The organism is Anabaena sp. WFMT (assembly GCF_051781005.1).
In the GTDB taxonomy this organism is placed as follows: Bacteria; Cyanobacteriota; Cyanobacteriia; order Cyanobacteriales; family Nostocaceae; genus Anabaena.
Map to the genome: position 1 here is coordinate 238,936 of NZ_JBPWOA010000026.1, position 25,020 is coordinate 263,955.

At 38.7% G+C, this 25,020-nt stretch carries 20 protein-coding genes; 6 read left to right on the plus strand and 14 right to left on the minus strand.

Annotation, left to right across the window (positions count from 1 at the left end):
* Positions 1-110: 110 nt before the first annotated feature.
* Both kdpB and kdpA read right to left on the minus strand, forming a co-directional pair.
* Positions 111-2,177, minus strand: coding sequence for a potassium-transporting ATPase subunit KdpB (gene kdpB / locus ACSQ6I_RS18010; protein ID WP_438891667.1), 2,067 nt, complete (start codon positions 2,175-2,177; stop codon positions 111-113).
* Positions 2,178-2,246: 69 nt separating this feature from the next.
* Positions 2,247-3,932 (minus strand): potassium-transporting ATPase subunit KdpA, encoded by a 1,686-nt coding sequence (gene kdpA / locus ACSQ6I_RS18015; protein ID WP_438891668.1) that lies wholly within the window; start codon positions 3,930-3,932, stop codon positions 2,247-2,249.
* Positions 3,933-4,973: 1,041 nt separating this feature from the next.
* On the opposite strand from kdpA, the gene ACSQ6I_RS18020 reads away from it, so the two are divergent.
* Both ACSQ6I_RS18020 and ACSQ6I_RS18025 read left to right on the plus strand, forming a co-directional pair.
* Entirely contained in the window at positions 4,974-6,068 is a 1,095-nt protein-coding gene (locus ACSQ6I_RS18020) for a sensor histidine kinase (protein WP_438891669.1), read from the plus strand.
* A gap of 9 nt (positions 6,069-6,077) precedes the next feature.
* Positions 6,078-6,743, plus strand: coding sequence for a response regulator (locus tag ACSQ6I_RS18025; protein ID WP_438891670.1), 666 nt, complete (start codon positions 6,078-6,080; stop codon positions 6,741-6,743).
* 79 nt (positions 6,744-6,822) lie between these two features.
* Here ACSQ6I_RS18025 and ACSQ6I_RS18030 read toward each other — a convergent pair whose 3' ends face one another.
* Positions 6,823-7,887, minus strand: coding sequence for a potassium channel family protein (locus tag ACSQ6I_RS18030; RefSeq protein WP_438891671.1), 1,065 nt, complete (start codon positions 7,885-7,887; stop codon positions 6,823-6,825).
* A 156-nt stretch (positions 7,888-8,043) separates the two neighbouring features.
* Here ACSQ6I_RS18030 and ACSQ6I_RS18035 point away from each other — a divergent pair, with 156 nt between their 5' ends.
* The 4 genes from ACSQ6I_RS18035 to ACSQ6I_RS18050 all read left to right on the plus strand — a co-directional run bounded on the left by ACSQ6I_RS18035 (position 8,044) and on the right by ACSQ6I_RS18050 (position 13,098).
* Positions 8,044-9,327 (plus strand): aspartate aminotransferase family protein, encoded by a 1,284-nt coding sequence (locus tag ACSQ6I_RS18035; RefSeq protein WP_438891672.1) that lies wholly within the window; start codon positions 8,044-8,046, stop codon positions 9,325-9,327.
* 324 nt (positions 9,328-9,651) lie between these two features.
* Positions 9,652-10,719 carry a YwqG family protein gene (locus ACSQ6I_RS18040; protein ID WP_438891673.1) on the plus strand — a complete coding sequence of 356 codons (1,068 nt, stop codon included), beginning with the start codon at positions 9,652-9,654 and terminating at the stop codon, positions 10,717-10,719.
* 228 nt (positions 10,720-10,947) lie between these two features.
* A complete protein-coding gene (locus tag ACSQ6I_RS18045; RefSeq protein WP_438891674.1) occupies positions 10,948-11,949 on the plus strand; it encodes a pentapeptide repeat-containing protein in 1,002 nt (333 codons plus the stop codon).
* Between the two features lie 183 nt (positions 11,950-12,132).
* Entirely contained in the window at positions 12,133-13,098 is a 966-nt protein-coding gene (locus ACSQ6I_RS18050; RefSeq protein ID WP_438891675.1) for a DUF4351 domain-containing protein, read from the plus strand.
* Between the two features lie 152 nt (positions 13,099-13,250).
* Here ACSQ6I_RS18050 and gatC read toward each other — a convergent pair whose 3' ends face one another.
* The 11 genes from gatC to ACSQ6I_RS18105 form a co-directional block, all read right to left on the minus strand.
* The gene (gatC, locus tag ACSQ6I_RS18055) at positions 13,251-13,541 is read right to left on the minus strand and encodes an Asp-tRNA(Asn)/Glu-tRNA(Gln) amidotransferase subunit GatC (RefSeq protein WP_323311308.1); all 291 of its coding nucleotides are present in this window, start codon (positions 13,539-13,541) and stop codon (positions 13,251-13,253) included.
* A gap of 64 nt (positions 13,542-13,605) precedes the next feature.
* A complete protein-coding gene (locus ACSQ6I_RS18060; protein ID WP_323311307.1) occupies positions 13,606-14,127 on the minus strand; it encodes a photosystem I assembly protein Ycf3 in 522 nt (173 codons plus the stop codon).
* Between the two features lie 193 nt (positions 14,128-14,320).
* The gene (locus tag ACSQ6I_RS18065; RefSeq protein ID WP_438891676.1) at positions 14,321-15,808 is read right to left on the minus strand and encodes a UDP-N-acetylmuramoyl-L-alanyl-D-glutamate--2,6-diaminopimelate ligase; all 1,488 of its coding nucleotides are present in this window, start codon (positions 15,806-15,808) and stop codon (positions 14,321-14,323) included.
* Between the two features lie 32 nt (positions 15,809-15,840).
* Positions 15,841-16,128 carry a glutaredoxin family protein gene (locus tag ACSQ6I_RS18070; protein WP_438891677.1) on the minus strand — a complete coding sequence of 96 codons (288 nt, stop codon included), beginning with the start codon at positions 16,126-16,128 and terminating at the stop codon, positions 15,841-15,843.
* Between the two features lie 114 nt (positions 16,129-16,242).
* The gene (locus ACSQ6I_RS18075; RefSeq protein ID WP_438891678.1) at positions 16,243-17,214 is read right to left on the minus strand and encodes a glycosyltransferase family 2 protein; all 972 of its coding nucleotides are present in this window, start codon (positions 17,212-17,214) and stop codon (positions 16,243-16,245) included.
* Between the two features lie 517 nt (positions 17,215-17,731).
* Positions 17,732-18,637 carry a glycosyltransferase family 2 protein gene (locus tag ACSQ6I_RS18080; protein WP_438891679.1) on the minus strand — a complete coding sequence of 302 codons (906 nt, stop codon included), beginning with the start codon at positions 18,635-18,637 and terminating at the stop codon, positions 17,732-17,734.
* Between the two features lie 15 nt (positions 18,638-18,652).
* Entirely contained in the window at positions 18,653-19,930 is a 1,278-nt protein-coding gene (locus tag ACSQ6I_RS18085; protein WP_438891680.1) for an ABC transporter ATP-binding protein, read from the minus strand.
* 2 nt (positions 19,931-19,932) lie between these two features.
* Complete coding sequence (locus tag ACSQ6I_RS18090) at positions 19,933-20,787, minus strand: ABC transporter permease (RefSeq protein WP_438891681.1); 855 nt, start codon at positions 20,785-20,787, stop codon at positions 19,933-19,935.
* Positions 20,788-20,959: 172 nt separating this feature from the next.
* Positions 20,960-21,967: a glycosyltransferase family 2 protein gene (locus tag ACSQ6I_RS18095; RefSeq protein WP_438891682.1), complete on the minus strand. Its 1,008-nt coding sequence runs from the start codon at positions 21,965-21,967 to the stop codon at positions 20,960-20,962.
* A gap of 95 nt (positions 21,968-22,062) precedes the next feature.
* The gene (locus tag ACSQ6I_RS18100) at positions 22,063-23,340 is read right to left on the minus strand and encodes a glycosyltransferase (RefSeq protein ID WP_438891683.1); all 1,278 of its coding nucleotides are present in this window, start codon (positions 23,338-23,340) and stop codon (positions 22,063-22,065) included.
* 704 nt (positions 23,341-24,044) lie between these two features.
* Entirely contained in the window at positions 24,045-25,016 is a 972-nt protein-coding gene (locus tag ACSQ6I_RS18105) for an O-methyltransferase (RefSeq protein ID WP_438891684.1), read from the minus strand.
* Positions 25,017-25,020 lie beyond the last annotated feature (4 nt).

The window sequence follows — 25,020 nt, forward strand, 5'->3', positions numbered from 1 at the left end:
GGTATTAAGTTCAAAAATCTATAATTTGCCCGTCATAGTTTCATACAATTCTTGTGGGATGGGCATACTTCGACAAGCTCAGTACAAGTCTTGCCCGTCCTGTTCATATTTTAAGCTAGTCCTACAGATGAAATCAGAACATCAATGATTTTGATAGCGATAAAAGGAGCAACCACACCACCTAATCCATAGATAAAAATATTGCGTTGTAAAAGTTGATCAGCCGTTAGGGATCTAAATTTTACACCAGTTAATGCCAAGGGAATCAAAGCCGGAATGATTAAAGCATTGTAAATCAAAGCTGATAAAACAGCAGATTGGGTACTTACTAAACCCATAATATTGAGACTACTAACACCAATCCCTGGGAAAATAGCCGGAATAATGGCAAAGTATTTAGCCACATCATTAGCAATAGAGAAAGTAGTCAATGCGCCACGAGTAATTAGTAATTGTTTACCAATAGTGACGATATCTATTAATTTGGTTGGGTCAGAATCTAGATCAACCATATTAGCCGCTTCCTTTGCGGCTTGTGTACCAGAATTCATTGCCACTCCGACATTTGCCTGAGCTAAAGCTGGAGCATCATTAGTACCATCTCCAGTCATTGCCACCAATTTTCCTTGGGCTTGTTCGTTACGAATTACTTCAATTTTATCTTCTGGAGTTGCCTCGGCAATAAAGTCATCTACACCTGCTTCTTTGGCGATAACAGAAGCAGTAATGCGATTATCTCCTGTGAGCATAATGGTTTTAATACCCATCCGGCGCATTTGACCAAATCTTTCTTGAATGCCTGGTTTGATAATATCTTTGAGGTAAATTACACCAAAAATATCACCATCTTGACAGACTGCTAATGGCGTTCCACCTAATCTAGAAATTCGTTCATAAGCTACATCTAGTTCTGGGGTTAATTTTCCATTCCGAGAACGGACAAATCCTTTAATTGCATCTACAGCACCTTTGCGAATTTGCACTCCATTTGCTAAATCAATACCACTCATACGGGTTTTGGCTGAAAATTCAATACCTTCTGCTTGTTTCGAGTCGAAATTTAATTTTGCACCTAATTTTTCTGCTAACTTAATGATTGATTTTCCTTCTGGTGTTTCATCAAACACACTAGAATCAAGGGAAATTTGAGCAACTTCCTGGAGTGAGTGACCTTGAACAGGAATAAATTCCTCCGCCATACGGTTTCCTAAAGTAATCGTTCCTGTTTTATCTAAAACTAAAGTGTTAATATCTCCGCAAGCTTCTACAGCCCTTCCAGAGGTAGCAATGACGTTAAATTGAGCTACTCTATCCATTCCCGCAATTCCAATTGCGCTTAATAATCCCCCAATCGTAGTCGGAATTAACGCCACTAATAAGGCGATTAATACTGCAATACTGACGGGTGACTTGACATAAACTGAAACTGTAGGCAAGGTGACAATTACCACTAAAAAAACTTGAGTTAAAACTGCTAAAAGTACAGTTAAAGCAATTTCATTGGGGGTTTTACTGCGGGAAGCGCCTTCTACCAAAGCAATCATTCGGTCAATAAAACCTTGACCTGGTTCTGATGTAATTCTAATAATCAGTTCATCAGAAATAATGCGAGTTCCTCCAGTCACAGAACTAGCAATATCAGTCCCCGGTTGTTTTAAGACTGGTGCTGATTCTCCAGTAATAGCTGATTCATCAACAGAGGCCAAACCAGCAATTACTTCTCCGTCTGCGGGAATAAAATCACCAGAGATAACTTTAATTTGGTCGCCACGACCTAAGCTAGTGGAATTAACTTCTTGAATAGAACCATCAGGGAGAATTTTTCGGGCTGTAACATCAGCTTTTGTGGCGCGGAGAGAGTCAGCTTGAGCTTTACCTCTTCCTTCTGCCACAGCTTCAGCAAAGTTAGCAAAAACAACGGTGAAGAACAGAATTATGGTAATTAGTCCGTTAAAAAGTCGCGGGTTGTTACCAGTTGTAGTTCCAAATAAATTGGGGTCAATTGTCACTAAGGCTGTAATAATCGTACCTACCCACACCAGGAACATGACTGGATTTTTCAGCATATTGCGTGGGTTGAGTTTGATAAATGCTTGTTTAAATGCCCTGGAGTAGAGTCCCGCAGTTTTGGCTTTGGGTGTATGTTTGCGTTGTTGTCGAGTTTTTGTAGTTGTCATGGAATTTTAGTTGTTTTTGTAACGCAGAGGGTCGCGGAGGTCAGCGCAGAGGTACGCGGAGGTTTTATCCTACCCACCTCTGCTAATCAAAAATGCTTCGGCAATGGGGCCTAAAACTAGTACGGGGAAGAAGGTGAGCGCCCCAAGAATTAAAATCACTCCTCCGGTGATGCCAGTAAATAGTCTGGTATCGGTTCTCAAAGTACCTGCGCTGATAGGCACAAGTTGCTTGCGAGACATACTATCTGCTAACAGTAGTAGAGCAATTATGGAGATATAACGCCCTGCTAAAATGCTGACGCTGGTGCTGAGGTTCCACCACAAAGTTCCATCTCCCAATCCTTCAAAACCAGAACCGTTGTTAGCTGCGGCGGAAGCATATTCATAAACTACTTGGGAAACTCCATGAAAACCTGGGTTAGTAATTCCTCCTAGTGCATCAGGAAAAGCAAATACAATTGACCAAGGAATTAAAATGGCGAAGGGGTGAATTAATAAAACTACGCTGGCTAGAACAATTTCTTTTTTCTCTATTTTGCGTCCTAAAAATTCTGGGGTGCGTCCTACCATTAACCCTGTTAGGAAGACTGCCAAAATTAAGTAGAGAAATAAATATGCTGTCCCGGTTCCTTGTCCTCCCCAAATAATTTGTAGGAAGAGGTTAAAAAGAGTGGCAAATCCTCCTGGTGGCATGAGGGAGTCGTGCATTCCATTGACAGCACCGCACATGGTGGCTGTGGTCATTACTGCCCATAGTGCTGTTTGCGCCCAACCAAATCTGACTTCTTTGCCTTCTAAGTTGGGTTGTTGTTCTCCTAATAGGTTGTTAACGAGGGGATTTCCTTGGTATTCACCAATTGCGGCTACACCTACTAAAATGATGAAGATGATAAAAACCATCCAGAAGACTAACCAGGATTGTTTAATATTGTTAGCAAATACGCCGTATGTGTAAATAAATGCTGAGGGAATGGATATCATTGCCCAGGTTTCTAATAAGTTTGTAAATCCATTGGGATTTTCATAAGGATGGGCTGAGTTAATGCCAAAGAAGCCACCACCGTTTTCGCCAATTTGTTTGATAATTTCATAGTGGGCAACGGGTCCTCGTGCGATCGCTTGTGTTGCTCCTTCTAATGTGGTCGCTGTTTCCACTCCTGCAAGGGTTTCGGGTACTCCTGCCATCATTAACAACAATCCCCCTACAACAGACATAGGTAGCAAAATTCGGGTGATTGATTTGCTTAAATCAATATAAAAGTTGCCTAAAGTCCTACCAGTTAAACCGCGAATAAAGGCGATTCCCACCGCTAATCCTGTGGCTGCTGAGGTAAACATTAAAAAACCTAAAGCAAATGTTTGGCTGGCATAACTGTAGGTTGTTTCACCAGAATAATGTTGTTGGTCTGTGTTGGTAAGAAAGGAAAGTGTGGTGTGCAGTGCTAAATGCCAATTCGGCGCATTTAGCCCTGTGGGATTTAATGGTAGCCATCCCTGAAGCATCAAGATTAAATAAACTAAAATCCCCATGATGAGGTTGCTATACAGCACCGCTTGGGTATATTGCCAGCCTGTCATTTCATCATGGGGACGCACTCCGCTTAAGGTGTAAATTACTTTTTCTAGGGGATTTAAAACTCTATCAAGGAGTGTTTTTTCTCCTAGAAAAACCTGTGCTATATATTTCCCAAGTAAGGGAGTTGTTGCTATGACTATTAGTAATGTCAATGCAATTTGTATCCATCCTTGTAACATTGTTTTAGAAAATCTCCTGGAGAGTAATGAGTGCTGATTGAAGAAGAATTCAGAAGTCAGAATTCTGTTCGATAATATTCTCTAAGGTAAGTATTCAGGATAGAGAATACAAAAGTCAGGAGAATAGGGAACACCAGAAAATAAATTATCCAGTCTTGTGGGATGGGCATCCTGCCCGTCCTTGATAATTTGCGGGCAAGATGCCCGCACCACAAGAAATTTTTGTACATTTTTTTATTTGGAAGTCCCATAAAGCTTTTTTAGTCAACTTTGATGATTTTGATAAAATCTCTCTTCTCTCTATTCTTCATTTCATAAGCATTCTGACTCCTTGCCCTGAGCGTTCACGTAGTGTGTCGAAGACAAGTCGATAGCGGAGCGTGGCGTTAGCCATAGGGCTGACTCCTGAATTCTTACTTCTCTAAGTTGTAATAATTTGTATCATCAATTATTTTATGAACTAAAACAAGTAATAGAGGGATATAAAACAGAGTTTATTTTTTATATATAAATGTTTAGTGCGTTTAGTTAATATCTATATCAACTGTTTATTTTTTAGATAAACTCTTTGAGGATGGTAAATAATTGGGCATTAATCAGTGTAAGATTAAATTGTGTTCCTGTATCGTGCTGGAAGACGAACCGCAGAGACGCAGAGAGCGCAGAGCTAGAGAAAAAGAGATGTTTGTTTACGGCACGCTTGAGCGTTCACATCTGAATTTGGAATTGCTATATAATTTTTTTAGTAAGGATTCAGGATACAAAATGTTTGATATAGCAGGGAACTCTTAACAGTCAGGGGGAGAAATTTCCTTCTTCTTTCTTTGTTCCTCCTGACCAAATAATTACTAATTCGTAATTCGTAATTCGTAATTAAAGAGGGTACAAGCCCCCACTAAATACAAGATTTAGTGGTCTACAATTAGTGGTAGGTTCAAGCATCCACTGCTTGCAATTACGAATTACGAATTACGAATTATTTTGACTCCTGAATTCTTACTTTTTTAGTTCACACAATAAATAATAGTTATTGTTTTTTAAATGGTATATTTCCAAGCTAAATTACCTGATCAAGAATCGTCTTTAGGCAAATATTTGCTCATCGCTGTTTTATTTATAATTGCGCTAGTTTTGGAGTACTCTACACCAACTGAATATGTGTTTGGCTACCTCTACACGGGGCCAATTTTGTTAGCAAACTCCTGGTTGGGAAGGCGTGGAAACTTTCAAGCGACCTTTATTGCTGTGTGCTTAACTATGCTCAATCTTGTAGTGCCAGGAGGTGAAGAGATGAAGATTTCTACTATAGCCAGTAGAGCGATCGCAGGAATGGCTTTGATTGTTACAGGTGTTTTGAGCGATCGCTTGCGTCGTTCGGAAGATGCGATCGCTATCACCCATGCTAAGTTGGAAGCTCAAGAGGAGTTATCTAGAGTGCGAGAAGACTTTGCTTCTACTCTCACCCATGATTTAAAAACGCCCCTATTAGGCGCAATTGAAACTCTCAAAGCTTTTGAACAAGAAAAGTTTGGTGTCGTTTTACCAGCACAGCAAAAAGTTTTGGCGACAATGACACGCAGTCATCAAACTTCCCTACAATTGCTAGAAACTTTATTAGATATTTATCGCAATGATACTGAAGGTTTAAAACTAGTCTTAGCACCTGTGGATTTAGCTATCTTGGCAGAAGATACCGCTGCTACTCTCTCTGAGTTAGCTTCTAGTCGTCGCGTTTATCTCTCACTTAACTATGGTGACTCTGATTGGCGACAATCGCTTTGGGTTAAAGGTGATGCCCTCCAACTGCAACGAGTTTTTACCAATCTTCTCATCAATGCTATCAATCATTCTCGACGTAGTGAACGTGTTGAAGTGGTGTTAGAATCCCAAGCTTCCTATCAAGTGGTGAAAATCTTGGATACAGGTGGAGGTATTCAACCTGAACAGTTCCCCCATTTATTTGAACGATTTTATCAAGGACATAGCAATCGTCAAGCAAAAGGTTCTGGATTAGGACTTTATCTATCTCGGCAAATTATTGAAGCTCATAACGGTATAATTTGGGCAGAGAACAGAATACCCATCGGTGCTATGTTTGCTTTCAAACTCCCTGTTAACCATTTTAGTCCTCTTTAACTGTGCCAGATGGTATCTACTCCAATCAAAATTCTCCTAGTTGAGGATGATGAACTCTTTCGCTTAGGGTTACGCGTGCGATTGCAACAGGAAACAGGGTTAGAAATTATCGCTGAGGCTGAAGATGGAGAAACAGCTATTGAGTTAGTCAACCAACATTCTCTTGATGTAGTGCTTTTAGATGTAGGATTACCAGGAATTGGGGGAATTGAAGCCTGTCAGCAAATTAAACAGAAATATCCCTATTTACCAGTTCTGATATTAACTTCCCATTCTCAAAAATCCTTGATTACGCAGTTAATTGCCGCAGGCGCTCAAGGCTATTGTCTCAAAGGAATTCCTGCTGAAAAATTAATTTTAGCACTTCGTTCTGTTGCAACTGGGGCATCTTGGTGGGATGAAACGGCAACGAAAGAAATTCGGTCTAATTTTACATCTGATTCTAGTCAAATTGACTCAGAAAATAGCTCAAAACCTGCTAATCCACTTACCCAAAGAGAAAGAGAAATTCTCACACTGTTAGCAGCCAGAAAAACAAATCAAGAAATTGCCCTGTCACTCTACATTACGCCAGGAACAGTTAGGGTACACGTCCATGCAATTTTGCAAAAACTAGAAGTTAGCGATCGCTCTCAAGCCGTTGTTGTCGCTTTACAAAAACGACTGATAAATTAATTCGTAATTCGTAATTCGTAATTATTTATTTTCCCCCTGCTCCCCGCTCCCTGCTCCCTGCTCCCCTGCCTCCTATCCCCTAACTATTCTTCGGTTTTCGTAGTTGCTGAGAATTAATCGGGCCAAGAATTTGGTTGAGACTCTGCAATTGTTCAGCCGTACCCATACAAATTAAGGTATCTCCTGGCATTAAAACTGTATCTCCAGTTGGTCCACCGATCAGATTGCCATCAGTACGGCGAATAGCTAAAACTAAAGCCCCAGATTGCGATCGCAATTTCGCTTTTTGCAAACTTTGTCCTACAAAAGGACACATAGTCGGGTCAAGTAAAAATTCTTCCATATATAACTGGCGGTCTGCACCAGTCAAAATCCCATCCACAAAGTCCAAAACTTGAGGTCTAAGGGCTGCTGCTGCCATTCGCTTACCGCCGGTAATATAAGGGGAAATCACCGCGTCTGCACCGCCTCGTTGTAACTTTTTCAAAGCCTCCTCTGTACTTGCCCGTGCGATCGCTCGAATACCAGGATTTAATGTTTTTACAGATAAAACTATATATAAATTTTCAGCATCAGAAGGAAGTGCAGCCACAATACAAATTGCTCGTTCAATGCCAACTTTCAACAGCGTATCATCTAAGGTCGCATCACCTTGATATGCCGTGTAACCCTCTGCCTGCGCCCTTTGTACCGATTCCATCTCCGCATCAATGACAACAAAAGTCACCCCTTCGGCTCGAAACTCCTTGGCAATTTGTCGCCCAGTTCGGCTGAAACCACAAATGATGTAATGTCCAGAAAGGGATTCCATTAAGCGCCTTTGTTGCCGTAGTCGAATTCCTTCTTGAAAATAGCCTTGAATTACAGCTTCTGTAAATCTATTGACAATGTAACCGATATTGACTACACCCATCAAAATCAGAGCAATTGTAAATAACCTGCCGCGACTACCTAGCGGGTGAGTCTCGCCATAACCTACAGTTGCCAAGGTAATTACAGTCATGTAAGCTGCATCTTCCCATGACCAGCCCTCCACCAACCAATACCATAAAGTCCCAATGAGGAACACAAAGCCAAGGGCCACTGCCCCAGCCATTAATTCTTGTTGAATCCGTTTATATTTTTGCTCAAGGGTAGAATACACAAATTTTTTTACTGCTGACACTCGTTTGAGGATATCTGAGCGTTAAGCTAAGAGAAAGAGTTATTTGCGGGAAATAATTAGAAATTTTCAGAAATTTTTAATTATTTATAAAAAACTAGTACAGTAAACGATAAAGGATTTTCAGGAGGAGCGGTAGTGAGTTTCCAAACTCTAGTTGAACAAGCCACGATCCCCCCAGAGTCAGGTATTATGCCATCTACACCTTTCGATGCGGATAGCTTCAACGAGGCTGTCATGTCCACATACGCCCGGTTTCCATTGGCTTTAGAACGGGGTGCGGGCTGCCGTGTGTGGGATACCCAGGGCAAGGAATATCTGGATTTTGTTGCCGGCATAGCTACTTGTACTTTGGGACACGCCCACCCAGCAATGGTAGAAGCGGTAACACGCCAAATCCAGAAACTGCACCATGTTTCTAATTTGTACTATATTCCCGAACAAGGTGAATTAGCCAAATGGATTGTTGATCATTCCTGTGCTGATAGGGTATTTTTCTGCAACTCTGGCGCTGAAGCCAACGAAGCAGCTATTAAACTAGTACGGAAATATGCCCACACAGTTTTAGAGATTGCTAACCCGATCATTTTAACTGCCAATGCCAGTTTTCACGGGCGGACTTTAGCCACTGTCACTGCCACTGGACAGCCAAAGTATCAAAAGTATTTTGATCCTCTAGTGCCTGGTTTCTACTATGTAGATTACAACGATATCAGAGCAGTAGAAGCAGCCGTTACCGAATTAGATGAAGGTAATTATCGTGTTGCGGCAATTTTGATTGAACCATTGCAGGGAGAAGGTGGTGTACGCCCTGGGGATGTTGCATACTTCAAGAGGTTGCGTCAAATTTGCGATGAAATCGGCATTTTATTGGTGTTCGATGAAGTGCAAGTGGGAATGGGACGCAGTGGGAAGTTATGGGGATATGAACATCTGGGTGTAGAACCGGATATTTTCACTAGTGCGAAGGGACTAGGTGGGGGTATTCCTATCGGTGCAATGATGAGTAAGAAGTTCTGCGATATTTTCCAACCAGGGGAACACGCGAGTACATTTGGAGGTAATCCTTTTGTCTGCGGTGTGGCTTTGAGTGTCTGCCAAACCTTGGAAAAAGAGAACATTTTGCAGAATGTGGAAGAACAGGGCGCACACTTGCGAGAAGGATTAAGAGCGATCGCTCTCAAATATCCACAGCATATCTCAGAAGTGCGCGGCTGGGGCTTAATTAACGGCATGGAAATCAAAGCAGACTCCCCGCTAACCGCACCTGAGATTGTTAATGCTGCCATAAATGAGGGTTTATTACTCGTACCCGCTGGGCCAAAAGTCGTCCGATTTGTACCTCCTCTCATTGTCACAGAAGCAGAAATCAATCAAGCATTAAAAGCTGTAGAAAAAGCATTAGCTAAAGTCACAGCATAATTCGTAATTCGTAATTCGTAATTCGTAATTCGTAATTCGTAATTTAAGAATTATCAATTACGAATTTTTTTATTTCCAATTTGGAATAGAGTTTTGATAAAAATACTAGAAACTGTATTAGACATCGACCGAATTTAAATATGCGTTTTCCAGAACTCTTGTAGAGACGTGATCTGGGTAGGGATTCTCGGCTCTACATTCTTTTTCACTCCTATGTCTATTATATATCTTGTGGGACGGGCATCCTGCCTGTCCAAATTATGCCAATTGAATGCATAAAAGCTTACAAATATCATTTTTTATCATAATCTGAGGTTAATTATCATGAAACGCAATAAAATATTTCGTCTAAACTCCAGATACAGAACTTCCATTCACCTAGACGGCTGCAATGTTACACATGATCAACAACTTCATGAATTCTCTTCTGAAGCTGAAGCAGAAGCTTTTTTCAATCAAAGTATTCAAGAACTACTCACACAAGGTTGGTGTGATAGCGAATCTATCCCAGTAGACGAAAATGACAAAGATTTTACCCCAGATGAATTATATGAGATGTTCTTAGACTTAAAATCTCGTGTAGATGAATTTGTCACTGCAACTGCCAAACCCCATATCAAAATTACTCCATATTCAACAACAGAAACTACCTTATGGCAAAGTAAATTTGGTGGTTTACCATATTTTCCTAAACATCTTACCTATCCCACAGCCCCAGATGGTACTCCCCTGAATCTTTTAGCACAAATCAACTTTGCAGAAACCCCTAATTTAGAAGACTTACCAGAAAAAGGTATTCTTCAGTTTTATATTGAAACATCAGGTAAAACAGCCTATGGAATAGATTATGCTCTCCCATTGGCACAAACAACTTTCCGAGTTCTTTACTTTCCTGAACCAGATTTAAATATTGATAATCTATTAAACGATTTTGACTTTTTACCTGAACCTAGATGTTTTCCATTACAAATAAAACTCTGTTTAGCCTTGAATTTTTCCGTGCAATCAACTCCTATGAGTACATGGGATTATAGGTTTTCATCCTTACTTAAAAGCTATTTTTATGCCATTTTCCAACAGAATAATCTCACTGAGACAATAGAGAATTCTTTAGAAGAACTGGCAGATGATTTCATAGAAGAATATATAGAAAAATATGAATACTCACTAGAAGGACACCGTTTAGGTGGGTATCCCCAATTTGTACAAGAAGATGAGCGCCAAAGTTTATTGGAAGGGGAAGGTTACGATTTTCTGTTATTCCAAATGGACTCTGATAATGATAACTCAATTATTTGGGGAGATATGGGAGTTGGTAACTTTTTTATTCAGCCTTCTGCACTCAAACGTTTGGATTTTTCTAAGGTTCTTTACACCTATGCTTGTAGTTGAGAGAATGTGAGTTATATTTATCGGTTCTAGCGTTCCCCTTATGGTGAAAAATTCAATTTTTGTAGGTTGGGTCGTAGCTTGCTTCCCGAAGGGTACGAAGTGAAACCCAACATTAGCGGTAGGATCACAAGGGGTATTGGGTTTCGTTTCTCAACCCAACCTACAATAAATGTTGTTTTACTTTACATCTATACTTGTTGTTGAAATGTGAGGAGAAAAATTAATTTTATGTCTGAGAATAATACAGAAGGTTTCAAGAGTTTGTTGATAATTCTAGGAATTATTTTTTCTATCTTCTTTTTTACTGTTATCTTTATATTTTGTTTTTCGGATTTTGCGTTTTTAAATCCTAAAGGTTTAGAAATAGAGAAGAGATTACAGTATGGTATTTCAGCCGTAACAACTACAGGAACTATTTTTGCTGGAATAGCAGTTTTTTTTAATGCTTACCAAGCATCGAGAAGTGCTAACGCTGCTAATGAAAATGCTAAAGCTGCAAATAAAAATGCACAAGCAGCAGAAGATAAACAAATTACAGAACGCTTTTCTAAAGCAATTGAATTGCTTGGTAATAAAGAGATTGAAGTAAAATTAGGCGGAATTTATGCCCTAGAACAAATTGCTAAAGATTCCCCAGAAAAATACCATTGGACAATTATGGAAGTCCTCACTGCTTTTGTGAGAGAAAATGCACCTTTGAAGAAAGAAGAGGAAGGAGAGAAGGAGAAAATACTAAAACTTCGGATAGATATTCAAGCAGCCCTTACTGTTATAGGACGACGTAACTGCGAAAATGAGCAGGAAAATCAGAGGTTGGATTTAAATTGGATTGATATCAGAGGAGCAAATCTTGATAGAGCAAACTTAAAGAGAGTTGACTTCATTTGCAGCAACTTGGACGGTACTTCGTTCCAAAAAGCTAGGTTGCAAGATGTATGTTTCTGGGGTTCTAGTATCCAATGGGTAAATCTTTCGGAAGCAATTTTGCAAAAAGTGAACCTTGCGGGAGCTAACTTGTACCAGGCAAATCTTTATCAAACAACCCTACAAGAGTCCTTTCCTTTAGCAGGAACTAACTTGCACTTTACAAACCTTTCTGAAGCAAACTTGCAAAAAGTAGACTTGTCTGAAACCAAAAATCTAGAATTACACCAGATTGAATCAGCAAATATCGATCAAGATACTAAATTACCTGCTCATATTGAAGAAGTAATCCGATTTGAATGGTGAATTTACTTGCGACAGAATTTTTCATCTATTTACATCAAACTCTTGTTTCTCTCTTCCTTTGCGCCTCTGCGTCTCTGCGTGAGATAAAAAAATGTAGTTCATTTATCTAAAAATCCCTGTAAACAGACTTTCTTAACCCATCAATAACAATATAGAATAACCTTACCATTTACCAATTAACACATGACCAAAGAACGCCAAAGAGCCGACCAAGATAGCCCGTGGAAAGAAATATTAGAAGCATACTTTCCCCAAGCAATGCAATTTTTCTTCCCGCAAACAGCCGCATTAATCAACTGGGAACGTCCCCACGAATTTCTCGATAAAGAATTTCAACAAATAGCCCGTGACGCAGAACAAGGAAGAAGATATGCAGATAAATTAGTCAAAGCCTGGCAACACCAAGGAGAAGAAATTTGGCTGTTGATACATTTAGAAATCCAAGGTAAACCAGAAGAAATCTTTCCTCAAAGGATGTTCTCCTACAACCTGCGTATTTTTGACCGTTTTGGCAAACCTGCCATTAGTCTTGCTATTTTATGCGATTCAGACCCCAAATGGCGACCAAACCAATACAGTTATAATTATCCTGATACCAGATTAAACTTTGAATTTGGCACAGTCAAACTGCTAGATTACCAAAACCGTTGGGCAGAATTAGAAGCCAGCGATAATCCTTTTGCAACGGTGGTAATGGCACATTTAAAGACACAACAAACCAGTAAAAAACCACAAGAACGCAAAAACTGGAAATTTAGCTTAATTCGACGATTGTATGAGCAAGGTTTGCAAGAAAAGGATATTCGTAACCTTTACCGCTTTATCGACTGGGTTATGATGTTACCAAAAGCATTAGAAGCGGAGTTTTGGCAAGAATTTAAACAATTTGAACAGGAGCGGAGTATGACCTACATTACTACAGGTGAGCGCATTGGCTACGAACGAGGCATGGCAGAAGGTAAACAAGAAGGTGAGCAAAATCTTGTGGTACGACAACTAAAAAAACGCTTTGGAAAATTACCAGAAGAAATTAGGAAGCAAATCCAAACTCTTTCTCTAAATCAGTTGGAAGCACTGGGTGAAGCGTTGTTAGATTTTACAGCTATTGAGGATTTGTTTAACTGGTTGGCAACCAATCAAGCAGAGTAAGACGTTTACCAAGAGTATGAAGAGAAATATTGGAAATTGCTGAGAGGACACCAGATTTTTCTAAAAACGCTTACAAATAATCCCCTGGTTCAAGCCCAAGGGATTATCAAAATGTCCATTTTTTATTTTTTGCGACAGAATCTCTGGCAGTTCTAATCAGCATTCAGGATTTTTGGTACTCTGAAAAAGTCACCTTCCTGCTCAGGGGCGCTGCGGAGGATGGCTTCTCGGTCAGGGTAGGGCTGTAGGCGATCTTCTCTTGTCACATTGCTGACATCAATAGCTCTAGTTGTTGGGGGAACATCGGTGACATCAAGTTCACTCAGTTGTTCGATATACTCCAGAATGCTGCCCAGTTGGGTGGTAAATTGCTCTTCTTCGTCTGGTGTCAATTCTAAACGAGCGAGATTAGCAACTTTGCGAACTTGTTCACGATCAATCATGGTTTGTAAATAGTCAATAGTAGGGGCGTATGGCAATACACCCTAACAGGTTTTTGATCCGGAGTTAAAAGAATACGTCAATTTGCGATCGCCCTGTGGTCTTTAACCAGTTTTGGGCTTCAATGTAATTATTAGGAGCCATGCGAACTGCTCTAATCCAATAATCTGCGGCTTGGTCAAACAAAGCTTCTCCAGCGTCGTTATCTCCCTCTTCTTTGGCTTTTTCACCTTGGAAGTGATAAATTACCGCGATGTTATTCAAAGCTTGGGGTAGACGAGGATTTAACTCAACAGCCTGGTGATAATATTCTAAAGCCTTGGTGTGGTCGCCATTACTAGCGTAAATCAGCCCCATATTGTAGAGAATATAACTCTGATCATTGGAGTCTTCCTCTAGTGTGAGAGCTTCTTCATAGTAATCCAGTGCTTCGGCATATTCCCCTTCTGCCTGAGCGGACATTCCATCTCGGTAATAGACAAATGCTTCTTTAGCTTTTCTGTTAGCTGGCAGCAGTTTGAGGATCAGGTCTGCCATGACGGTGAAGGATTTGTCAACAAAGTTATCGTTTTTCTGTGTTCTTGGCATATTGGCCTCTATGGTGGCTCAAAGGAAGCAGATTTAGGAACTAAATTCTTGGCGACTGGTGTTTTACAATCAGCAACTCCATAGTTAATTTAACTGATTTATGACAACTTCTCACCTTTCTGACGCTCGATTATTAGATTGAACTGGGTGGGGATTGGGTTTAAATAAATTTCCCCCTGCTCCCTGTAACCTGTCACCTATCACCTGCCCTCTTTTGTAAAGCTTCCCGTGCCTGTTCTCGGTCGTCAAAGTGGATTTTTTCTGTACCGAGAATTTGGTAATCTTCGTGACCTTTACCAGCTAACAATATGCCATCACCGGGTTGAGCTTGTAAAATAGCGGTGTGAATGGCAGTTGCGCGATCGCAAATTACCATTGGTGTAACAGTCTCAGGAATCCCTGCTAACACATCTTGTAGAATCTTTTCCGGGTCTTCAGTGCGAGGATTATCTGAAGTTACTACAGCTACATCAGCTAACTGGGCGGCGATTTTTCCCATTTTAGGACGTTTAGTGCGATCGCGATCGCCCCCACAACCAAACACACAAATCATCTTTCCAGGGATAAACGGCCGTGCAGCTTTGAGCAAGTTCTCCAAACTATCAGGAGTGTGGGCATAATCTACAATCACGCTCACATCTTGGTCATCACTAATTTGTACCCGTTCCATCCTGCCAGGAACACCAGGAAAATCAGAAATGGCATTTGCTACCAAGTGCAAATCTAACCCCAAATGTAAAACTGCACCCACCGCAGCCAACAAATTTTCTAAATTATATTGACCAACCAAAGGCGAATTAAAAGCAATATCACCCTTTGGTGTATGCAACATTCCACTCACACCATTTGGTTGATAACTTAAACCACTCATCCAAAAATCAGCATTATTATCATTAACGCTATAACTCCAAACCCGTTCTCCACTCAAAGACGCAATTAACCGTTTTCCATATTCATCATCAGCGTTAATAACTGCCCTTCCTTGGAGATAATCAGGACTAAATAACAGCGCCTTCGCTGCAAAATAATCCTCCATATCCGTGTGATAGTCCAAATGGTCTTGGGTGAGATTGCTAAACACCCCCACCTCAAACGGACAACCCAAAACCCTACCCTGTGCTAAAGCGTGGGAACTGACTTCCATCACCCCAAACTCACAACCTGCATCAACCGCTGTAGCTAACTGTTGTTGTAATTCCACCGCAAAAGGCGTGGTGTGAACAGCAGTTTGTTCAAAACCCGGCCAACGAGTGTAGAGAGTTCCCAGCAAAGCCGTAGGTAAACTAGCTTTCGTGAGAAAATATTCAATCAAATGAGTAGTAGTCGTTTTACCATTTGTCCCAGTCACACCCACCAACTGGAGTTTTTGTCCTGGATAACCATAAAAAGCGGCGGCGATTTGGGCGCAAGCTCGATTCATATTATCGGCGCTAATCACCACATCTGTCGATTTAGGCGGATTTTTCTCAATCACTTGGGGAGAAACAACCGCTGCAACTGCACCAGCAGCCAAAGCACTCGGCCAAAAATCCCCACCATCTACCCTTGTACCAGGCATCCCAATAAACAAATCACCCACACCGCAAGCATGGGAATTAGTCTTGATTCCCTTAACTTCCACATCCGCCAAATTAGGATTTACCAGACCTTCCACCGTTGCTAATAATTCTTGCAATTTCATTGACTACACCTTTCCACAAGCTTTCTCTGCGCCTATTCTGCATTATTTTTTTCTGGATTGGACAGATACTTGTGGAGCATTTGTTCCAATTGCTTGACACTTGCACGGGGAGAAGGACGGGGTAAAGGTTGTTCAACCTCTGCATCATCTAGTACTAGATACATTACAGGTATTTCATACTGATACGCCGCAAACCAATCTTCACGGGTAGTAATATCCCGAATTTCTAACTTTAAACTAAGATTTTGGATTTGTTCTAGCTTTTCTTGTAAGCCTTCACAGAGATGACAACCGGGTTTACTGTAGAGAATCAATCGCATTTTGCCATTATATAATTTTTTTTACTCCGTTTCTATTATCTACAGAATCCATCTAAATAGTCAAACAACTGGGAAGCAGAATTCAGAAGCTAATACCGCTATAATTTTACTTTTTTACTCGGCACTAAGCATCGTTTTGGTAACAAACTTTTTGAAAAACAAAATGCCACAAGCAATTCGTTCAGTTTGCCGAAAGCCTACAATATTTTGCACCAGCCGATAAAATTTTCTTTTACTATTGGCTTTAAACTCTGGAAACATCACAAAAGCCTCTTCTAAAAACATCAAATATTGTTCATAGTCAAATAATAGAGCTTCTCTCGCAAGTTCAAAATATGATTTAGCTAAAGCCTGACGATATATCATCGAAAGTTGGTTTTTCTGCAATAGTTGCTGCTCTGCTTTCTTTAATACTAGATAGTGGCTTTTTAACCAGCGTGCTTTAGAAGAAGTAGAAACTGTGACAGAACCATAACGCCTATAAATAGCATAACAGCCTGGTTGATATACAACTTTAGCTCCAGTCATGGCCACTGATAGAAAAAAATCTCTATCCTGGGCTGCAAGTAAATTTTCATCCCATCCACCGCTATTTTCTACTACATTTCTTTTATACATTAAAGCAGCCAAAGCCACCCACCAATTAGCTAATAAAGCCGCTAAAATATCATCTTGATTTTCAGAAACTTCTATCTTATCCAGAAAACTAGAACCATTAGCTAAATGATGCTGATGTCTCCAGTCACCATACACAACATCTGCACCTGTTGCTTCTAAAAAATTGATTTGTCTTTCTATCTTTTCAGGTAAAATATAATCATCTGCATCTAGGTATTGAATATATTTTCCTTGAGATAAATTAAAGCCTAAATTTCGGGCATAATTGCCTCCTTTATGGGATAAACTTCGCCAGATAATTTTATCACCATAGCCTTTGATAATATCTAGAGAATTATCCGTCGAACCATCATCAATAACAATGATTTCAATATGGGGATAGGTCTGCTGCAAGCATTTATCAATTGCTTCCACTAACCATTTTCCAGAATTAAAACATGGTATGATTACCGAAACTTTATTGGGCATATATACTAATCCTAAATAGTAAAACAGAGGTGTATATAAATTCCTAAGCTAAAGCAAATATTTTCTAGCAAATTACAAACTCATACGATTTTGTATTTGAGATTTTAGAGGATACTTGAAAAGTGGTATTTGATGTATTAAAAGCTTGAGGTCTTCCTAAATCCTGCTTAGAAAGGAGGAAATTGAGAAGGTTATTCTCTCCTTTTAAGAGGGATGTTGATACAACGGTAGACTTTTCAATCATCCTCTGAGATAAACACTTAGAGAACTCCACAAAAAGAAATGCCCAATGTCATTCTGAACGGAACGAAGTGTAGTGAAGAATCCTCCGAGATGCTTCGTTTCGCTTCGCTACACTCAGCATGACAAGACAGGATCATTTATTTTGTGGCTTACTCTTAATAGATAAAATTTCTCTTATTTCATCTGTAAGAAGCTAAAAATTCTATAACTTGCATACTATTAATACAAATTTTGTGGTGTAGGCTATTAATGTGCAAATTAAAAGCGCGATAGCTTAGTAATTATTGTTGAAATTTGTAATTACGAATTTTAGTCCTAATTGATAAAATCTAGAAACAACAAGAGGAACTATTTGTAGTGGATCTTGTTGCATAGACCAGCATAAATTGTAAAAAGCTTCACGCTTTAAACCAAGTTCATAACATCTATGAGCGTGTTCATAAATAAACTTAGCAAACATTTGTGGATGGGCTTGAAAAAGTGATTTATGTTTATGCACTAAGCGTAAAAAACTTTCTTGGCGGAGTATGGGATTTCGTGAAACTCTTAGCCCCTCATGGTTATATAACTGGTAGGTAATGATGGGTAGACCAATAATAGAGCAAACGGGGTTGAGTCTTAAAAAGAGTTCTGAGTGAACGCGCGATCGCATTTGGTTGTCCCAACCCCCAATTTTTTGTAGCATTTCTCGCTCAACTACGAGGGTTTGCTTGGTATTATAAGATTTACCAGGTTCCAGTTCTTCGAGAAAGAAATGAGCGCCGCGTGGACGGACTAGAGGCGGTAAACGCTTACCCAGGACTTGACCTTGAGAGTTGACTTCCTCTAAACCGGAGATCACCGCTACCGATTCAGGTAAGTATGTTTGAGATAATGCCTCTAATGATACCTCTGCCATGTGGGGAAGATAGCGATCGTCATCGTCCAGAAATGTCACCCATCGACCGAGTGCAGCTTCTAGTCCAACATTACGAGTTCCCGCACCACCATGAGAATGTGATAGGTGAATCAACCGCAATTGAGGATGACTGGGTAAATCTATCGGCTTTGTAGAAGCATCATCAACCACAATCACTTCCAAATCTGACATATTTTGATCAAGCGCACTTTTAACTGCATGATTTACTAAGTGAGGTCGGTTGCGAGTGGGAATAATGATGCTGAGTAGAGGATTACTCATTTTCAATACCTTAATTTATTGATTAATAACTTGCCATTTACGTGGTTGATAAAATAAACATCGACTGATAGTTTTATTGGTCTTCACAGTAAATCTAAAAGATTCAACAATATCAAAAGATTGCACGCCTCTTCTGATATATATTTTGGCGCTATATACACCAGGAATAAAAGAACAATATGGCATATACATTTGGATTTCTGACTTTCCTGGCAGGATAGTTAAAAGCTCTTGATCAGAATTAGAAGTTATGTACTGAACCAGTCCATTTTCTCCTGATAAAGCTGTGACTAAAATACCTAAATTAGCTTGGGTAATTTTTTGGTAAGATTTACATTCCACACATAAATAAGCTGGTTCACCAGAAAGCGGTGCTTCTAGAAAATCACCCTGTTCATCTCTAAAAAATACAGCAGTAATATCTAAACCTAAACTCTCCGCTTCTGGCTTTTCCGACAAAATCATTTTTCCTAAAGCACTTTCTGAGCCACTCAAACAGAGGTCTTCTTCATATTTGCGAATTACTGTTTCTGTTTTACCCGATGTAATCACTTCACCTTTTGATAAATAAATTGATGAATCACAAACATTAAGGATGCTATGGGAGTTGTGAGAAACCAATATAAAAGCTGTGCCATTTGTCCGCAGTTGTGCTAACTTTCTGTGGCACTTCATTCTAAATTTGATGTCTCCTACAGCTAGAACTTCATCAATTAGTAAAACATCTGGTTCTACATGAACTGCACAAGCAAAACCTAGTCTAGCTGCCATACCAGAACTATAAGTTTGTACAGGTGCATCAATAGCATTACCAATCTCAGAAAAATCTATTACTTCTTGAAATCTCTCCGTGATTTTTTTGGTTGATAAACCCAAAATTGACATATTTGCATAAATATTTTCTCGCCCTGTCAGTATGGGATTAAATCCTGCCCCTAAGGCAATTAATGGAGCTACCCTACCTCTAACTTTTATACAGCCAGTGTCAGGTTTTATCAACCCACTAATGATGCGTAGTAGTGTACTTTTTCCTGAACCATTTGAGCCAACTAAACCAAGAGCTTCTCCCCGCTTTAATTGAAAACTGACATCGTTCAAAGCCCAAAATTCTAGGCGGCGTAAAGTATCACTTTTCCTATTTCCTCCTAATAATTCTGTGGCAATATCTTGTACACCATAGAATAAAGACTGTTTTAAATTCCTACAGAATTTTTTAGAAACACTATCAACTGCAATCAGCACTTCAGCATCTTGAGAATGAACAGAAATCTTTTTATCTATTAATTCAGTCATTATTAAGAACTTACCCTCTCAACCACAAAAGGCATCGCCAGACGGAATACAATCCAGGTTAGTAGTAATCCTACTAAAGTAATTGTACTCACCAACCAAAAACTAAAAGGTTCTGAGACTACTCCTGTGGTAGCTAAATCTCTTACTGTTACTAACAAAGGGGTGACAGGATTCAACTTTACTAACAACCCAAATATTCCTTCTTTGGGAACTGGATAAATTACAGGCGTGAGAAATAACCAAAATCCTGTTATCAAAGTTAGTCCTTTGGAAATATCTTGATACAACACTCCCAAGGGAGCTAAGAAAATACCAATAAATGTTCCCAATAAAACTAAATGAATTAATGGAACTGGAGTTACAATTACTGTCCAATTAATAGGAATACGAAACCAAATAAACAATCCCACTAGGAGAATTAGCTTGATAGCAAAATTAAAAAAAACTTCCCCTACTTTGGCCAAAATTAATGCTTCCCGTGGAAAATTTACCCTGGCTAACATGGGTTTTGCTACTGTTACCGCTTGTACTGGACCATTTAAAGCTTCTACAAAAGTTTGCCATAATGCAGTGCTAAACATGACATAAGCTGGATAGGGTAAATCAGTAGCTCCCACATTAATGACTTTGGCATCTTTCGCAAGGGTTAAACTTACAGCCAAGACAATTGGTGGTAAAAAAGCCCAGGCTATACCTAAAAAAGATTGTCGATATTGGGCGTTGATATCTCGCACCATTAACCGCCAAGCTAGTTCACGAGAAGCTAACAAGTCTCGCCACATTTGTCGCACTAAGTCTAGGGGATATCTCAGTTGACTCTCTGGTGTATAAATGATTTGAGGTAGCTGAGAATTCAATTTTTGATGTCGCTTCAATATTTTTTATCCTTTGTCCAAGAAATTGCAAGTATTCTAGGGAACAACGAGAGAACTCTCAAAAACCCTCTTTACTTCCTGTCTTTTGTGGTTCGTTTTTTCATGATTTTGTGTAAGTCCTGTATTCATGAAAATCAAATATGAAATATGAGTTCTATAGGTGTGTTTGTGCATAGCGGCTAGTAATGTAACGGTTGGCTATCTTGTCTATATACGATAGAGTTTTCCCAGCTACTCGCCAGCCAAATTTGTTAATAGGCAATTTACGCACAAGGGGATTAATAATTGCCATTTGTCGCCGCCATCCCAATCGTTTATACTTATTTTCAAAGTATTCATCTTCAGTGAGATTCCACTTTTCACACAGGCGTTTAAGGCTGGCTATTTCCCAAGCATCACTCCAACGCAGCATATAGTAATGTATATCTGTTGGTTCTAGTGGTTTGCTTGTTACATAAGTCATCAGAGATTCAGGTTCTAGGTAAACTGTGCCACCAGCTTCTGCTACCAAGATGCACAAATCAACGTGTTCTTTGGTGTTCAACAGTGCTTCATCTAATAACCCAATTTGTTGAAATATCTCTGTTCGTACCATCATGCAGTGAAACTCGGCTAACCCAGTTTTTTGGCGTTGTAACTGAGTTTGAATATCTGCAATTTTGCGACCTTGTTTATATATCTTTTCAATCATGCGCTTTCTGCTGGTTTCGTCTTTAATCTCCACCTTGATTCCAGATTCCCCTCCGGCACAGTGTATTTCTGTGTGTAAAGGTGTACCCTGACAAATGAGAGGACTAACTATAGTTGCATCTGTTTCTTCTGCACATTCGACTAAAGGCTTGAGCCAACCTGGGGTGACAACAACATCATTATCAATAAAGACAACATACTTACTAGTAACTTGACGCAAACCCATGTTTCGCGCACTGTTGGGGGAGAGATAGTAATTTGTGCGAATCAGTTGAAATTGCTTTTGTTGTGATTGTTCTGCTAAATAATCCCTAATGTGACGTGGGGAACCACCATCTATATAAATTAACTGGAAGGGATAATGTGTATGTTCATAAATGCTTTCTAAGGCTTCACGGGTACAACTGAAACGTTCTCTGGGAGAAACAATAAGGGTTACATCTGGGGTAGCGAGCGCTAATGAGTTTTTCATTTCAATCAATATCCTTTCAGAATTTAAAACTGATTTTTTGTGAATCATTAAGGTAAGAAATAATAAATTATGGAGAGCCTTTTTTTTGCTAGATATTACACAGTAATTGCCGGAGCTAAGGCTGATTTTTGAAGAGGTAAATCATCAGTGATAACTTGGCGATAAATTTGCACTAACTCATCATTAAGTTTGTTCATATCATAATGTGATTGGACATAAGAATGACCAGAGTAACCCATTGTTGACCAAATTTGTGGATGCTCAATGAGATAAATTAATTTTTCAGCTATAGCATTAGCATTTCGCTCTGGAACTAGAAAACCAGAAATACCATCTTGTACAAGTTCAGGAATACCACCATGAGTAGTAGCAATTACTGGTAAACCCATAATCATTGCTTCTTTTAAAGTATTAACTGGTGCATCTTGATTGCCATCTTTTGCTGTCACACTAGGAGCAACAAAAATATCTGTTTGGTCGAGAATTGCAACAATTTCCGGCTGGGTTTTCCATCCAAGTAGCTTGACTTTATCAGCAATATTCAATGATTGTATAAGCTGCTGGAAGTGTTCTTTCAATTCACCATCGCCAATGATGTTATACTCGATATTTTGATAAAGTTCGCTCACCTGAGCAACAGCTAAAATTGCGTATTCTATACCTTTCTTTTCAATTAAACGACCAGTGGTAGCGATGCGAATTTTACTATCTGCATGAGGATACCTTTCTTTAAAAGGAAAGTGAATACAATCTATTCCTGAACCATGCACTACAATTTTATTTGCATCACAGCCTAGTTTGATAGCTTTTGTCTTAAAAAATTCACAGTTGGTTAAGAAAAAATCACCTTGAGCAAAGAGTGATTCATAAACATTTTCTCCATTTTCTTGAACAAACCAACTGATATCGTAGCCTCTAAATGAAGTAATTAATTTACCTTTGATAGCACCTATATTCCGTAAAATCATTCCTTCTAATGCTAATGTACCGAACTGGCAATGAATAATATCGTAAGTTGGAGCTTTTAATAATGGTATAACTGAGTATAATAATCGCAAAGAAACTGCCCGTTTACCATAGTTAAAAAAGTTGAGCGATCGCAAAATGACTAAAGGATTTATATGAAAATTCCCAATAATTAATTTTATTCCTTTTAAGAAGCGTAAAAAATAATTTTGATGAATCTTGGGTTGATAATATGTATGATTAAGTAAATGATAATTTGCTACTTTGGGATGAATTTTAGAAGTATTATCCGGTGGTGTGGCATAAATATTTACTTCATTTCCTCGATCTATCAAACCTATAATTTGATTAACAATAAATGTTTCTGATAAACTAGGAAATTTATCAACGATAATGGCAATTTTCATGAAATTACTCAAGAGTTTACTAGATTTATCAACACATTTTCTATTCACAAATTACAACCATAAAAAATATTTTTTCGTTTATTTCGACAAATAACAAGAAACAGTATAGATTAACTTTTTCGGTTATTCAATATAAAAAATTAAAATACTTCCTTGGACATATTTAAAAAAATAATTAGTAAAAATTAAAACTGGGATTTTAATTTAAGATCAAGCCATGAAACAATAATTAGTAGTTTTATTGGTAATAAATCTAGTAAATAAACAAACTATCAATAAAGAGTTAGCCAAACATTAAAAGTATATGAAACTAAGAATAGATAAGTACTTTAGCGATTTTAATAACCTGTGGAATGAAACCAAAAAAATAAATATACGCGAAAAAAATCAAACAATCAATACAAAAATATACATAAAAGAGAACAGGAAATGAGCAACAGAGAAATCCCCATAATTAAAATTAAGGGATTTGTAAGGTGTCAGAAAATGAGTGATTCAGGTAGGATTGGAATCCCCACTTTCTCTACGAGACGCTATGGGAACAACTGTTACTAGGAATAGGTGCGATCGCTTGCAAGTAAACAAAAAATATACCTCAGCAAAGGTTCAGCATTGCTAAACCCCTATGAAATAATGAACTAAATACGATATGTATACACCAAAAGCTTATAGCGACATCGAAAAACAGAAAAGTTAGGTCATAGCTACATGATCATTTCCACAAAAGAAGGAAAGTATTTATACAATTCTGCATAGGATTTAACATCCTTGAGGGGGATACAAATTCGTTTCACAGCATCACAATCATCTGTAGGCATTTGACTATCTAGATGTTGAATTTCCTTAAGTGTCAGATTTGGCACTTTTATTTCATAAGGATTATCTAATTCTGTTGGATTAAAATTCTTACTAAACTTACATTGTTCAGCAAGATTACAGTAGTTCTGTTCAAAAAGGAGCCATCCAACTGTTAACATACGACAACCATCATCATAACGAAAATCAAAAATTTGCTTATAATTGAGCTTTTCGTCTTCCGAACGTGCTGAATTAGCGTTACTAACACTTTGTTTAAGTTGATTATCAATTATTTTTTTATACAGATTTCCTATATTCTTCGCAGTTAAATCAATCGACTTTAGACTTATAGGAATTTTCTCATTAGGAAGCCTTTCTCGTAACTTATCTTCTCTAAATTTGTTTATTTCTTTTATATCCCAACCTTCTGTTGGGGGTCGTTCTTGCGCTGCACTAACTGTAACAATTAAAACGCTTCCCGATACTAATTTGCTTATAAGAGTATCAATATCATCTAAAATTGTTTTTTCTAATGGGATATCATAATCAAGCCATACAATTGATTTCTTATTCCATTCAATTGTCGGAAGAACTTCAGAGGAGTCTCCATACTTGATTTCAATACATCCAAAAGGTTTATTATATTCAAAACGAACTTTAGCGTTCGTATCTTTTTCTATACTTATCATGTCCTCAATATGTAAGGATTTATGAAATAGAATAAAGTCACTAAAGTAAGTTGAGCCAAAACCTACATATCTATAAGTTGTCAGTTCTCCGAACGGACTTAAGCATCGGAGAGAATCGCATATCATCCTTCTTTCAACTGCTTTTGCAGGACGAAGACTGTAATTAATTTTTGAATAGCTACCAGCCATTATC